Origin of the sequence: Leptospira gomenensis, from assembly GCF_004770155.1 — a bacterium.
GTDB lineage: Bacteria > Spirochaetota > Leptospiria > Leptospirales > Leptospiraceae > Leptospira > Leptospira gomenensis.
The window spans coordinates 15,995-28,989 of sequence record NZ_RQFA01000034.1; the positions used below are offsets into that span (position 1 = coordinate 15,995).

A 12,995-nucleotide genomic window follows, 5' to 3' on the forward strand; every position below is an offset into this window, starting at 1 on the left:
CACCGATCTCACGGACCAACCTCTCACAAAAACAAAAAACGCACCAACGTTTGCAAAAACCCCTTGACCAAATACTTCATATTTAAACCATTTAATAATAAAGCAAGAGACCCGAATGTCGATCTCGGGATCAAAAGGAGAAAAAATGTTTGAAACGCTATTTGCGAACACCGGAGACCTCAATTCCCTGATACTCAGGGTCGTTTTGGGATTAGTGATATTCCCTCATGGAGCACAAAAACTTTTCGGATGGTTCGGAGGTTATGGATTCAAGGGAACGATGGGATTTTTTACCGGGACCATGAAATTGCCCGCGGTAGTCGCATTTTTGGTGATTATCGGGGAATCGTTCGGTTCCTTAGCATTGATCTTAGGACTTTTCACACGATTTACGGCAGTCAGCATCGCAATCATCCTGTTAGGTGCAGCTTTACTTGTCCATAAAGAGAACGGATTTTTCATGAACTGGTACGGAGCACAAAAAGGAGAAGGTTACGAATTCCACATTTTAGCGATCGGAGCCGCGCTATTATTGACGATCACCGGAGCAGGATCGTATTCTCTGGATCAATTGATCTTTTCCCTCTGAAGAAAACGTTTCTTCGTTTTCCAAAATAGTAGGTTCGGGGGAAGAACGTCGAACCGAACTGACTTTCAAAGCGGCTACATTCCTTTCGGAATGTAGCCGCTTTATTCCCCGTTACAACCGACCATTGATCGAAAAGTTCTTATTGTTCGCGAATAAATTCCGAAACGACTCGGGAACCAGCATCGGTTTTTGAGTAGCAAAGTTAAACCAAATAAACTCCCCCGAAGCAGTGGAAACACATTCATCCGAATCGTTCCACATCGTACAGGAAATTTTGAAAGAGCGGGATGAAACGGAATCCACCTGCATCGTAATCGCCAGAGATTCCGGATAACGCACCTGCTTTCGATAACCAACCTCGATATGAGTGATCACCGGTCCGCCTTCGGAAGGTCGATCCGGACTTTCCCAAAGTTTGAGATCGGTAAAATAATCGGCTCTCGCATTTTCGAAATACTTCGCATAAACGACGTGATTCACATGTCCGAAAGCGTCCATATCTCCCCAAGAAACTTTTTGATTATAACTGTACGGATATCGGATCGGCTTTGCCATAACTTCAAACCTTAAGAATTAAATTATCATAATATACGACGCATTCCGCTATAATCGCGCAGCGATTCTACGCGGAACCTCACTGCTCAAACAAAATCAGGACAACGCATTCCGCCTATAAGCCGGATTCTGTCCTCTCCGAAGAGATGGATGACCATTTATCTTGCTCCGGAAGTTGCCGACCGGAGTCCTTGCTCCCTACCCGCAGCCCCGCGGAAACGACGAAAGACTGCCTACTTGAGATTGCACCCGGGAGGGTTTACCGTTCCCGAATCCTCTCGAATTCGGAGGTGGGCTCTTACCCCACCGTTTCACCCTTACCGACCGGAGAATCCTCCGAACGGCGGTATACTTTCTGTTGCACTTTCCATCTTCTTCACAAAGAAATTTCTTTCCCGAGAAGAATTCCGGGAATTACCCGGTCCCGTGTTTCCTGGTGTCCGGACTTTCCTCACCCTTTTCGTTTTCAAAAAGCGGCGCGGTCATCCGGCGGAATGCAATTTCGATCTTGCCAACCCCGCTCTACAAAACCAGAAAAAAAAGAACCGAATCTCGATCGAAACCAGAATTTTTGGCACGCCACTTGCATATATCTAAACAGAACAAAGGATTTGGGGTGATAATATGAACAAGTTTGCTGCAGTTGCTCTGTTTTTAAGCATTTCTACCGGACTTTACGCCATGCCAGAGGCTCAAAGAGTAGAGGAAGAGCTGAATAAGTTTACACCAGAGAACGAAATCCAGCTGGCCAACAAACTGAGCGCCTTAGGAAGCCTGAAACAAAAAGTCAGAGAGTACGATTCCGCGATCCAACTCTACAATCAATCCTTGACGGTTCGCGAAAAAATGGGAGAAAAAGTTTCCTCCGGATATGCTCTCGTGCTTTATTTAAAATCCATCTCCGAATTTCGCCAAGGCAAATCCTGCCAGGCCCTGGAGAATATAAAAAACGTAATTTCCATCTATCAAAAAATCGGCGACATCGATTCCGCTTTGAATGCCGAAGAAGAAGCCCTTAAGAAATATCAGGAAGCCTGCTCCATTCACATGGAGAACGTAGCTGCGCAATAAGAAACTCGATCGGAACCCATTCATTCATCCCATCTCTAGTTCTAACTGACTTGGCCCGCCCGCAAGGGCGGGATTTTTTTTGATTTGACTCTTCCCCTTTTCAGACTAACCTGAAATTCCCGAATCCTGACGGCCTACTTCATCCTCTTCGTCAATGTCGATTCGGCGAAAAAAAAATTCGGAGCAGCCTATGAAAATAAATTACAATTGGAAGAATGTAGATCATTCGAAAGCAGCCGAAGAATACGCAGACAACAAACTAGAACGCGTTTCCAAATACCTTCACTCGATTCAATCGTTCGAAATTTCCTTCGAAATGATTCACGGTGAGGTCACAGCGAATTTGAACCTGCACGGAGACGGAAATAAATTCAACGCGCAAAACTCCCATAAAGATATCTACGCTTGTATCGACGGATTGGAGGATAAAATCGTAAAACAAGTCAGCAAACATCACGACAAAAAAGCGACCCATTGAAAGGATCGTAATTCAAATTCGTCCGGCGGTTCTTCCGCCGGATATCGCGTCATCCAACATTCCCCATGTCCTTTTCCAGAAAACTCGAAGAAGCCAATCAATTCCTTTCGGACGGAGATTTCGAAAAAGCGAAGAAGTCCTTCGATTCCCTTTTGAGCGAATATCCGGAGGATCCGGAAGCGGTCGCCGGTTTTTTTACGGCGTCGTATTGGGACAATCGTTTGGATCGGATTCACAATTCCCGGGAAGGAAGGGAGAGAAGCCATCTTTTGGTACAGTCTTTTTCCGAATTCCAGAACGCGTTCGAACTTCGAAAATTCTCCGGAACGACCTCGTATCGTAGTATTTCCGAGGCGATTCTTTCCGAGGCGGTAGAACAACTCAAACTTTCGGTCCAGCGGGAAGGACTTCACTTTCAGGATCCTTCCGCTCTTTTGGGTCTGATCCGAGAACTCATTCGATTTCGGGATTATCGAAACGCTTTAGAAATTCTTAATTATTCATCTTCGGTGGAAAGAAATTCTCCCGAGTTTTTGTATCTTCGCGCGGAATCCTTGTTTCAAACCGGCGAAGAAAGAAGGGCTCTGATTCTGTTTCGGGAAGCCTTTCTCAAGGATCCGACTTCCGCCCCTCTTTCGGTGATCAAAGCCGATCCGATTTTTGTTTGGAGGGAACGTTTGTTTTCTTCGTATCCGGAAGAATCGGATCTGAAGGAAATTTTACCCGTGGTTTTGGCGGAGCGCGGCATTTTCGAGGAAACCCGCAATTATTCGGAAAAAGAAACGCAAGCCTTGTTTCAGAATTTGATTCGTCTGAAAGACACTCTGAATTCGAGAAAGGATTCGTTCGATTTTAAAATTCGGTGTAGGATTTTGCAACACGCTTGTCTTCTGTTGGATCTCTTTCGGGGTATGCAATACAGTGAAATGTATCAAGAATCCAGACGTATTTTGGACAGCGTCGATCCTGAGTTTTTTCAAAGAAGACAACAAAAGATTGGTAAGTAATCGAAGTCCTGCGCGCAAAGTTTACCGGCCAACACAAATCTGTGTGGGAACTCTCACAAAACCAAACTCAAACCACGCACAAAGTTTACCGGCCAACACAAATCTGTGTGGGAACTCTCACAAAACCACACTCAAACCACGCACAAAGTTTGCTCGGCAACACAAATCTGTGTGGGAACTCTCACAAAAAAGCCTGCAACCCCTTACGAGGCGGCAGGCTTTTCCAACTAAAAATTCCGTTTCGAAAAATTATTTGCCCGAAGAAATCCCTTGGGTCAGCTCGAAAATTTTTCCCAATTCTTCCGCAGTTCGCAAATCCCCTTTTTCCGAGAAATAACGTTGGAGAGAATCGATCGTTTTCTTCGCTTCGGGTCCGGAAGGAATTTCCCGTAAAAACACGTTGTCACCGTCCGAAACGAATTTTCCGGAAGAAGGAATATCCTGAAACGACCCCGTTTCGTTCTGACCGAAAACGGTTCCGGAACGCTCGGATTGAATGGGCAGATAAGAAGATTGAACACGATTATAAACCGCAAAAACGAGAGCAAGGGCCAATGCCGCCGATAAAGAAAGTTGCAAGCCGCGACTTCCAAAAACCAATTCCCGTATTTTGAACCAGCCGTCTTCCGGTTCGGGACGAATTTGAGTCAGTTGATTTTTCAATCGGACAGAAAAATCATCACTCATTCTAAGAGAACGAAGTTCTTGATTCCGCAATTCGGACATCGTCTTAATCAGAGAATGTTCTATTTTCAGAAGATCCCCGTCTTCCCGTTTGAGAAACAGAGGCACCTTAAATTTAGAGTCTAAACGTTTCATTTTTATTACCTGAAGTATCCTTCGCCCTTGCCGTCTTGTAATATCAAATGTTTCAGGAATTCTTTCGCCTTAAAGAGTCTGCTCTTTACGGTTCCTACGTTGGTTCCGAGAACTTCCGCAATCTCGGCGTAGGACATTTCCTCGAAATATCTGAGTTCGATCACCTCTTTGTAGAGATCTTCCAACTCGTTGATTTTGCTAATTAGATAGTTGGACTCGTCGCTAAGTTCAATTTTTTTTTCGAACCCGACCCGATCGTCCGTAACCTGATATTCCTTATCGTCCATGGAATTCTCTTTAGCTCGTTTCCGTTTCGCTAACAAGTCCTTGGATTTATTGACCACGATCCGATACAACCAGGTATAAACCCCCGATTCAGCACGAAAATTACGAATCGATCTATAACCGGAGATCAACGCATCCTGCACGATGTCTTCCGCGTCGTCTCCGTCTTTCACCATGGAAACGGCCTTACGATACAATCTTTCCCGGAACGGATTTACGAGTTGAATATACGCCTCGTCGTCCCCTTCCTTAATTCGTTTTAACAACGCGATTTCCAGTTCGCGCAGGGTCGGTTTTTTAGGGATGATTTGTTTTTGGTCCATGCTTGTAGAAGGTGAATTCCTAATTCAAGAATCCCCAACGAAGCGGAAATGGCAATCCGGAAATTGGAACCTTCGACCCGCTCAAAGATCCTGCAAAGAGAGATTGATTAAAACTAAGGTTTCCGTAAGAACCAAAGGGGCTCGAAATCTAAGTCCGTAAACGAATTTAAGTTTATGATCGATCGTTTCCGGACCGGCCCAAACGATATCTCCTTCGAATTCGAGACGTTTCTCCGATTGTTTCTCGATGACACAACCGCAAACCGGCTGCATCGGATCCAAATCCTCTCCGTTGAAGATGAGACAGATTCCTGTTTCCGAAATGTTTCCCAACTTTGCGTGAAGCGTTATCAAACCGAATTCGATTTGTATGATATAGTCCGCGAAGGAATTCGGATGATATCTTTGACTTCTCGGTTGTTGGTCGGGGTTTCCGGACATCAAAATCAGGGTTACAGCGGAATACGGGTTTGTCGAGAAGGTTTTTACCCGAAGAAAGTCGCCTAACAACGCTTCTCGTTTTCCGAAATACGTTTCATTCCCTAATAGGAAGCGGACCTACCGTTTATCCGTTGTTAGCCGAAAAAGAACCTTAAAACTGAAAGTAAATGAAAGGAAGTTCCAAATCGGGAGTCAAAAGGGCTAGTCCTACGGCGACGATCGGATAGAACGCGAACTCGAGCCAAACGGGAGGTTCCCAACTTTTTTTCTTCTCAAAGATAAGAAAACCGAGCCATTGCCCCAAAGCGATACATAATAAAACCGGAATACCGGTTTTCAGCATATACGGCCTCAAACCTCCTTCCGTATAAACGAACATACGTTTCAGCATGATCCATTCCTTGGTCAGGGATTCCGCACGAAAACTAGTCCCTACGGTAACCACCAAAAAGTTAGTGATCAAAATCTGGATCGGAGCGAGAATCTTATCGGGCAATAAACGGAATTCGGGAAAGTATTTGTCCTTTAGATTTCCGTAAATCGATTCGATCAAGAGAAGTGTTCCCTGACAAGCTCCCCAAAGGACGAAAGTCCAGTTGGCTCCGTGCCAAAAACCGGCCACGAACATCGTAAACCAAAGATTAAATCGATGCCTGAGAATACCTGCCCGATTTCCACCTAACGAGATATAGACGTAATCGCGCAACCACGTGGACAAGGTCATATGCCAGCGTCTCCAGTGTTCGGTGATACTTCTCGCCACGTAGGGCATACGGAAGTTTTCGGGAAGTTCATAACCGAGAAGAAGCGCGCTTCCATACGCCATATCCGTATAACCGCTGAAATCGCAGTACACCTGCACCGCAAATAACGTCGCCGCCAACCACAAAGCGGCGGTTCCGTAGTCTTGGGGATTGGCGTAGATCAACTGCGTGATCGGGGAAATATTATCCGACAAGACCACCTTCTTGAAATAGCCCATGATAAAATAGCGGATCGCTTTTCTGAACTGGATCTCGGTGAGATTTTTCACCGTATCCATCTGAGGAAGAAACGTCTTCGCCGTGACGATCGGTCCTGCGACGAGCTGCGGAAAAAAAGAAACGAACAACGCGAATCTTAAAAAACTTTTTTCCGGTTGAATCTGCCCTCGATACACGTCGATGGTATAACTCAAGGATTGAAACGTATAAAACGAAATCCCCACGGGTAGAATGATGTTGAGAATGGGAAGCGAGTTCTTGATACCGAACGTCCCGAGGAAAAGGTTAAGCGAGTCCGCAAAAAAATTATAATATTTGAAAAAACCCAAAATAAAAACGAGGTTGAGAACGAGACTGATCGTGATCAAAGCGAACTTGGCGTTTTTATTCGACGACGAATGGATTTTAGCCGCCAAGACGAAATCGATCACGGTGGAAAGAAGAATCAGCCCGCCGAATCTCCAATCCCAACTCATGTAAAAATAGTAACTGACGATCAGAAGAAAATAATGAGTGACGGAAAGAGCGCGCGCGTCTTTGCCGAAAAGGAATGGAATAACGTACCAATAGATCAGAAAGACGAAAACGAAAAATACGAAAAATTCTAAAGTTGGAAAAAGCAAATTCCGCTCCTTAGGTTCCTCTCATGTTTTTCGACATAGACCTCCGGTCAAGGAAATATGGTCTCTCTTCTCCGGTCGCAAAAGCCGAAATTCTCTCTTAAAAAAAGAAAAACCTTGCATATTTTCAGCCGAAGGTTTCAATTCTCAAAAATCTGATCCAAGGAGTTGATTTTCATGCAACAAAATAAGTTTCGTAAAGCCCTCGTAGCCTTACTCATTCCGATGATAACGTTGATATCCTTTTCCAATTGTTTCGGCAAGTTCGCTGTTCTGAGAAAATTTTACAACGCAAACGACGATTTGAATATCGGAAGCGGGATGCTTGCGAAAATCATCAAGACCGTTCTATTCTATATCCCATTCGGTTTTTTGATGTTGATCGGAGGACTTTTCGACTTCTTCCTTTTCAATCTGATCGAATTCTGGTCCGGGAGCAATCCGATCGGCTTGAACGAATACGATCAGGACGGAAAATTCGTCAAAACCCTGGAGGAGAACGGAGAAAAACTGACTCTGACCTACTCCAACTTCGGAAGTCGTTTGGATCTGGCACATGAAAAGGACGGTAAAACGCAGACCTTAACCGCGCTTCGTTCCGAGAAAGGAAAGTTTTATACCGAGAAAAACGGAAAACTCGAGGAGATCGTTGTGACTTCCGAAACCGTCGGTTCCAAAATGATCTTGAAGATGGCTGAACAGGGAAAACTTAAGTCCAGCAAAGTCATCGACGCTAAAACCGTCTCCGATCTGGAAGCTAAATTCGTTTCGGAATCCCTCTGATTTTCCGATTACGTTAGACGCCCTTGTCCGTCCGGCGACGTTCTTCTGTTCGTTACCGCGGCGGACCTTCGAAGCAATCGCGACTAACGCGCATTCTTGATTCGATCCGGCAGCTTTAACACTCCGTATTTTCCGATATTCCTCTTTGCAAACCAACCCTGATTCACTTCCAAAGCATAAAGTACCTTTTCGCTCGAATGATATAATTCCGAGGTCTGATTGGGCTTCATGTCGTGCAAATCGGTGATTCTGCGGTCCGCGTTAAAATACGCGATACTGAGCGGAATCCAAGTGTTTTTCATCCAGAAACTCAGGTAATCCGGTTCCGGAAAAACGAACAGCATACCCTCGTTTTCGGGGAGTCGTTTGCGATACATCAATCCTTTGGCGCGATCCGCGGGAGTATTGACGACTTCGACGAGCAACGGATGATCGTCCACGTAAACGGTGATTTTTTCCGGTTCTCCCGGTTGCACGTTATGCGAAATCGAAAGAAGAAAAAACAAAAACAAGAATTGGAAACGTTTCGAGAACATGTTGATTCGCCTTGTAGAAGGGGATTTTTTATTCGTAATCGTATCGGTTAAAAGGACCCAATGGAATTGGAATTTTTTTTCCGGGACATCTCGTAGCTCCGGTCGAATTTACCGTCGTAGTTCCTACCAACATCGAGGAAAAATTCCGATTGTATAAAGTCGAATTTCGTGATAGGGAAAATCCGCCGCAAAGGTTTTCCCGCCTCCACTCCTCCTCCACCCAATTCAGGGTGGGGCGGCGTTTAACGAAAAACGGCGGAACAACGACAAATCAAAAAAGAGAGCCGCTTCGATCGTCGCTCCGCAATCGGTTTCGCTTTTCCCTAAAATTGGGCGGGACGTTTTTCCAAAAACGCGCTCATTCCTTCCTTGGATTGACCTCCGTCGAAACAGGATCCGAACGCCTTTTCTTCGATCGAAATCCCGGCATGCAAAGATACGTCCAAACCTTCCTGAATCGTCTTTTTTACGAGTGCGATCGCTCGCGGACCTTTTTTGAGGATCGAGCCGGCAATCGTTTTACAAAATTCTAATAGATCGTCGCCTTCCTTCACCAACTTGTTCAGAATACCGATCCGATAACCTTCCTCTGCGCCGATCATTTCGCCGGTCGTTACGAGTTCGATCGCTCTTCCGTATCCGATCAAACGCGCCAATCTCTGCGTTCCACCGAAGCCGGGAACCAATCCCAGCGAAACCTCCGGCAAACCGAGTTTCGCTTTTTCGGAACCGACACGGATATCACACGCGAGCGCAAGTTCCATTCCTCCGCCCAACGAAAAACCGTTGATCGCGGCTATGGAAACGATTCTTGATGTATGCAATTTTTGGAATACGCGATTACCCAAAGCGGAGAATTCCTGCCCCTGCGCGACGTTTAAATCCTTCATCTCGGCGATGTCGGCTCCGGCAACGAAGGCTTTCCCTTCTCCGGTAACGATCAATACACGGACGTCCTTATCCGTTTCGAGCGAATCCACCGCGTTTCCGATCTGCGTCAAAACCTCGCGATTGAGAGCGTTGAGAGCGGACGGTCTTTGGATCGTAAGAATCCCAATTTGTCCTTCCTTGGTTACGTTAATCAACTTTTCACTCATTTTCTTTTTTACTCCACTTCCACGATAAGAAAGAGGGTGTCGTCCTCCAGTGTTACGTTTCCGAAAAATTTTTCCACGGCCCTTTGAACCTTCGCCTTAAAAACACCGAGGTCCGTTTCGGATCGATTTTCGTTTAATATTTCTAAAATCCCTTCCGTTCCAAGCTGTTTTCCATCCTCGTTTTCGTTTTCTATCAAACCGTCAGTGTATAAAAAGTATCGATCCTTGGATACGAGGGGAAGTTTGATCTGTTCCGCGATCGGTTTTTTGATTCCGAAACCGAGAATCGCGCCTACCGTTTCTATCTCGTTGAATTCTCGTGTGAACGATCCGTGAATCACATACGGATGTCCTGCGTTCGCAAACGTGATCTCCTTGGAAATAAAATCCAAAAACATATAAACCGCGGAAGCGTGATACGACTCGAACTGTTGTTGTAGGGAATCGTCGATGTAATCCATCAAACGCGAAGGATGAACCTTCAGGATATAAGGCATCGTTGAAACCATGATCTTCACCATAGACGCGACGAGCGCAGAGGCGATTCCGTGTCCGGCGACGTCCGTCAGAAAAATTCCCGTGTTGCCTTCCCGCAGTTGGACGAAGTCGAAGAAGTCGCCTCCGATATGATTCGGGGTAATCCGCATAACCTCGTATTTGATTCCCTTGATACTAAGACGTCCTGGAAAAAGATTTTCCTGAACCTGCTTAGCCACGATAAGATCCTGCTGGATGAACTTGTATTCCAGATCGAGTTCGGAGGAGATCGAAATCAGACGTTTTACGATGATAACGGAAGACGTTCCGAGGACGATACAAAGCGCATACACGACGTCAGGCACAAAAAGAAGACGCGGAAAATCGTCCAAACCGAGTTCGATCCGTTTTAAGGAAATGAAAAAAATATGCAGAAGAATCGCCAACGATCCCGTAAAAAAACAGGATCCTTTTTTAAGACGAAACATCTGAAAGATCACGATCAAGGAGATCAAAAGGAAGAAATTGTTATAAATCTGAAGGCTTTCCGGATCGCGGGAATTGAAAAAGGATTCGTGGAACAGATTCATCATCAGAAAGATGATCGCGAAGTTGGAGATATGAATGACCCAGGAAAGAAATTTCTCCTGAAAGGAAAGAACGAGGCCCATAACGTTTATGAGAAAGATGATTCCCAGATAAAACACGCCGCGTTCCGAGTTTCTCACTTCCGGAATTGCCAACGTAGGATACATCGTGAAATGAAGCAGAAAGGCGAGACGGATAAAGGATTGATCGATGCGTGTCTGATCCTTCCAGGCTTGGGCTTCCCTGTAATTGAATTCCCTGTCGAAAAAAGTGAAGGGATTCAGAAAACCGGATCGCAATCTATTGAATCGTTTTATCCAAGTCATACCGGGTGATTTCCGATCCGGAAAGATAAAGTTTCATGTTCCAGCCGGATTCCAAATAACGATCCAGTTTTTCCGAAACGTCCATCGCTTCTTTTTCGTTTCGTACGCGTATAAATAAGGAGGCCGCCGTCGATTTATAGTTATACGGAAACCGTTCGTTTAACAAAAGTGTTACTCGAAAATGATCGGTTCTGGATTCGATCACGATATGCGACACGTGTTTACGGTTCACGATCCTTTCCCCTAAAGGTAGACTCCAAGGGTTGGTTTCCGCAAAAACGGGCAAAACGGAAAAAAATACTACGGGAAGTAGGAGATAAAACATCGCGTTTCTTCGGTTTCCCGCCGGGGATTCGAATCCAAAGTTATAACTCTCCCGGAATAGCGCAAACCATTCCGATCCGCTTCCTTATTTTTTTAGGAGATTCCCGATTTACGAATGAGGTTTACTTTTTGGGCCGAATCTGGAAAAATATTTCCTATGAAATTATTGTCCCGGTATGTCCCGGAAAAACGTTTTCGTACGTTTTGGATCGTATCCGTCTTTTCCGTATTCTTAGTGTGTAAACCGTCCCCAATGGGAAATAATCCGTACGCGAATTTATTTTCGGAACACCGAATCACGAAGGCCGAACGATATTCCACAACGGGAACTTGGGATACTAGAATTTCCCAACTGGATTCCGTAGAACGGGATTTCATACGCGAGCTCAATCAAATCGACGGCTTCGAGGATTCTCCCGAACCGGAAACCGAACCGGAACTTTGGAAAGACCGCCTTCGCGCCGTTAGAAGTCGTCTCCCGGAATCGGTGAATTCCGTACTGGATCGATCCCTTTTGAAAGTGATTCTTTGCAGAAACTTAGGCGGCACAGGTGTGACCGGTTTCGTCTACGACAGGAACGAACCCGTGGGAGGGATCGTCTTTCTGGATTCCGGAATGTTGAATCGAAACGCAAACGACTGGATCACTCGTAAGGAAAATTCGGCCTTCCGTTCCCAAGAAATCGAACTCGCCGTGGAGATAGAAAAACGAACGGACAACGACGTAGAGGCCGCGCTCGAATACATCCTTCTCCACGAGTTGGGTCATATAATCTCCGTTCAACGAAAGATCGTTCCGGACTTTCGAAACAGGGACCGCGATTTTTCCGGGTTCGAATTTTCAGCGGGCATCTGGAACACCGAAACGGAAAGTCTACTCGATTCCGGATTTCCGCAACGCAAACGGATCAAATTTTATACGGACCGTCCTTTGGATCTCGCTTCGAATTGGGAATCGATCTACCCGGCCTTAACCTCGACTCCATTTCCCACATTGTATTCCGCGATGAACGGGGACGATTTTTTCGCGGAATCCTTCGTTTCCTACGTTCATACCGTTCTTCAAAAAAAAATCTGGCGTCTTACGATCCGTCAAAACGGTAAAACGAAATACGTCATGCAAAACGGGATCGTGGAACCTCGCTGCAAAAAACAAAGGGAATTTTTGGATAAGATCTTCAACCGTTAGACCGACCGAGGCGCGAAACTCTAAATTCCTGAAAGGCCAAAAAGGCAACCACGATCTTTTCGGAAACGAAATACGCCGCGCCGTAAAACGTGATCGTATCTCTGTAATAAAACAAAACGAACGCCGTCACCGCACAATACGACAAATTCGCGGTGGCGATCGTTTTCAAAAAAATCCGCCACGATTCCGGTTTGAGCAAATAACAGAACGACGAATATACGGAAAACGAAAAAGCCGCGACGGAAAGCGCGTACGCGACCCGGGACGGGATTCCGAAAAAGTTTTCGAACCCTGCCAACACCACGGCGCAAGCGAATCCGGAAAACGCGGCCCCCGATCCGTCGATCAGAAATAGATTCCTAGGATCCTCGTTTACGAATTTGGACAAAACCGACATACGTTTTTAAATCTAAAAATCTTCCTATAAGAATAAGAGTTTTATAATATTCTCATTTACAATCGTCTAAAACGAATCCCGCGTTTCTTCCAGGACTTTTCCGCCCG

General features: G+C 45.5%; 16 protein-coding genes and 1 other RNA gene. 6 read left to right on the forward strand and 11 right to left on the reverse strand.

Annotation, left to right across the window (positions count from 1 at the left end):
* The first annotated feature begins 145 nt into the window (after positions 1 to 145).
* On the forward strand, positions 146 to 589 hold the full coding sequence (locus tag EHQ17_RS08170; RefSeq protein WP_135594949.1) for a DoxX family protein: 444 nt from the start codon (positions 146 to 148) through the stop codon (positions 587 to 589).
* A gap of 111 nt (positions 590 to 700) precedes the next feature.
* Here EHQ17_RS08170 and EHQ17_RS08175 read toward each other — a convergent pair whose 3' ends face one another.
* Complete coding sequence (locus EHQ17_RS08175) at positions 701 to 1,144, reverse strand: acyl-CoA thioesterase (protein WP_135594947.1); 444 nt, start codon at positions 1,142 to 1,144, stop codon at positions 701 to 703.
* A gap of 102 nt (positions 1,145 to 1,246) precedes the next feature.
* Positions 1,247 to 1,642, reverse strand: an RNA gene (rnpB, locus tag EHQ17_RS08180) — RNase P RNA component class A.
* A gap of 126 nt (positions 1,643 to 1,768) precedes the next feature.
* Between rnpB and EHQ17_RS08185 the strand changes: the two genes are divergently transcribed.
* The 3 genes from EHQ17_RS08185 to EHQ17_RS08200 all read left to right on the forward strand — a co-directional run bounded on the left by EHQ17_RS08185 (position 1,769) and on the right by EHQ17_RS08200 (position 3,700).
* Positions 1,769 to 2,215: a tetratricopeptide repeat protein gene (locus EHQ17_RS08185; RefSeq protein ID WP_135594945.1), complete on the forward strand. Its 447-nt coding sequence runs from the start codon at positions 1,769 to 1,771 to the stop codon at positions 2,213 to 2,215.
* Positions 2,216 to 2,405: 190 nt separating this feature from the next.
* Positions 2,406 to 2,693: a ribosome hibernation-promoting factor, HPF/YfiA family gene (gene hpf / locus EHQ17_RS08195; RefSeq protein ID WP_135594944.1), complete on the forward strand. Its 288-nt coding sequence runs from the start codon at positions 2,406 to 2,408 to the stop codon at positions 2,691 to 2,693.
* A 65-nt stretch (positions 2,694 to 2,758) separates the two neighbouring features.
* The gene (locus EHQ17_RS08200) at positions 2,759 to 3,700 is read left to right on the forward strand and encodes a tetratricopeptide repeat protein (protein ID WP_135594942.1); all 942 of its coding nucleotides are present in this window, start codon (positions 2,759 to 2,761) and stop codon (positions 3,698 to 3,700) included.
* A gap of 249 nt (positions 3,701 to 3,949) precedes the next feature.
* Here EHQ17_RS08200 and EHQ17_RS08205 read toward each other — a convergent pair whose 3' ends face one another.
* From EHQ17_RS08205 to EHQ17_RS08220, 4 genes are all read right to left on the reverse strand, one after another.
* Positions 3,950 to 4,519: an LIMLP_12425 family protein gene (locus tag EHQ17_RS08205; RefSeq protein ID WP_135594939.1), complete on the reverse strand. Its 570-nt coding sequence runs from the start codon at positions 4,517 to 4,519 to the stop codon at positions 3,950 to 3,952.
* 5 nt (positions 4,520 to 4,524) lie between these two features.
* On the reverse strand, positions 4,525 to 5,127 hold the full coding sequence (locus EHQ17_RS08210) for an RNA polymerase sigma factor (RefSeq protein WP_135594937.1): 603 nt from the start codon (positions 5,125 to 5,127) through the stop codon (positions 4,525 to 4,527).
* 81 nt (positions 5,128 to 5,208) lie between these two features.
* Positions 5,209 to 5,568 carry a PilZ domain-containing protein gene (locus EHQ17_RS08215; protein WP_135594935.1) on the reverse strand — a complete coding sequence of 120 codons (360 nt, stop codon included), beginning with the start codon at positions 5,566 to 5,568 and terminating at the stop codon, positions 5,209 to 5,211.
* 151 nt (positions 5,569 to 5,719) lie between these two features.
* Entirely contained in the window at positions 5,720 to 7,174 is a 1,455-nt protein-coding gene (locus tag EHQ17_RS08220) for an MBOAT family O-acyltransferase (RefSeq protein WP_135594933.1), read from the reverse strand.
* A 174-nt stretch (positions 7,175 to 7,348) separates the two neighbouring features.
* Here EHQ17_RS08220 and EHQ17_RS08225 point away from each other — a divergent pair, with 174 nt between their 5' ends.
* Positions 7,349 to 7,954 carry a DUF3332 family protein gene (locus EHQ17_RS08225; RefSeq protein ID WP_135594931.1) on the forward strand — a complete coding sequence of 202 codons (606 nt, stop codon included), beginning with the start codon at positions 7,349 to 7,351 and terminating at the stop codon, positions 7,952 to 7,954.
* Between the two features lie 83 nt (positions 7,955 to 8,037).
* On the opposite strand, the gene EHQ17_RS08230 is transcribed toward EHQ17_RS08225, so the two are convergent.
* The 4 genes from EHQ17_RS08230 to EHQ17_RS08245 all read right to left on the reverse strand — a co-directional run bounded on the left by EHQ17_RS08230 (position 8,038) and on the right by EHQ17_RS08245 (position 11,303).
* A complete protein-coding gene (locus EHQ17_RS08230; RefSeq protein WP_135594929.1) occupies positions 8,038 to 8,490 on the reverse strand; it encodes a DUF192 domain-containing protein in 453 nt (150 codons plus the stop codon).
* A 323-nt stretch (positions 8,491 to 8,813) separates the two neighbouring features.
* The gene (locus EHQ17_RS08235; RefSeq protein WP_135594927.1) at positions 8,814 to 9,587 is read right to left on the reverse strand and encodes an enoyl-CoA hydratase-related protein; all 774 of its coding nucleotides are present in this window, start codon (positions 9,585 to 9,587) and stop codon (positions 8,814 to 8,816) included.
* A gap of 8 nt (positions 9,588 to 9,595) precedes the next feature.
* A complete protein-coding gene (locus EHQ17_RS08240; protein ID WP_135594925.1) occupies positions 9,596 to 10,978 on the reverse strand; it encodes a PP2C family protein-serine/threonine phosphatase in 1,383 nt (460 codons plus the stop codon).
* Entirely contained in the window at positions 10,953 to 11,303 is a 351-nt protein-coding gene (locus tag EHQ17_RS08245; protein ID WP_135594923.1) for a hypothetical protein, read from the reverse strand. The genes EHQ17_RS08240 and EHQ17_RS08245 overlap by 26 nt, the downstream gene beginning before the upstream one ends.
* A gap of 156 nt (positions 11,304 to 11,459) precedes the next feature.
* Here EHQ17_RS08245 and EHQ17_RS08250 point away from each other — a divergent pair, with 156 nt between their 5' ends.
* Positions 11,460 to 12,491: a hypothetical protein gene (locus tag EHQ17_RS08250; RefSeq protein WP_135594921.1), complete on the forward strand. Its 1,032-nt coding sequence runs from the start codon at positions 11,460 to 11,462 to the stop codon at positions 12,489 to 12,491.
* Here EHQ17_RS08250 and EHQ17_RS08255 read toward each other — a convergent pair.
* A complete protein-coding gene (locus EHQ17_RS08255; protein WP_135594919.1) occupies positions 12,481 to 12,888 on the reverse strand; it encodes a hypothetical protein in 408 nt (135 codons plus the stop codon). The genes EHQ17_RS08250 and EHQ17_RS08255 overlap by 11 nt on opposite strands.
* Positions 12,889 to 12,995: the final 107 nt, after the last annotated feature.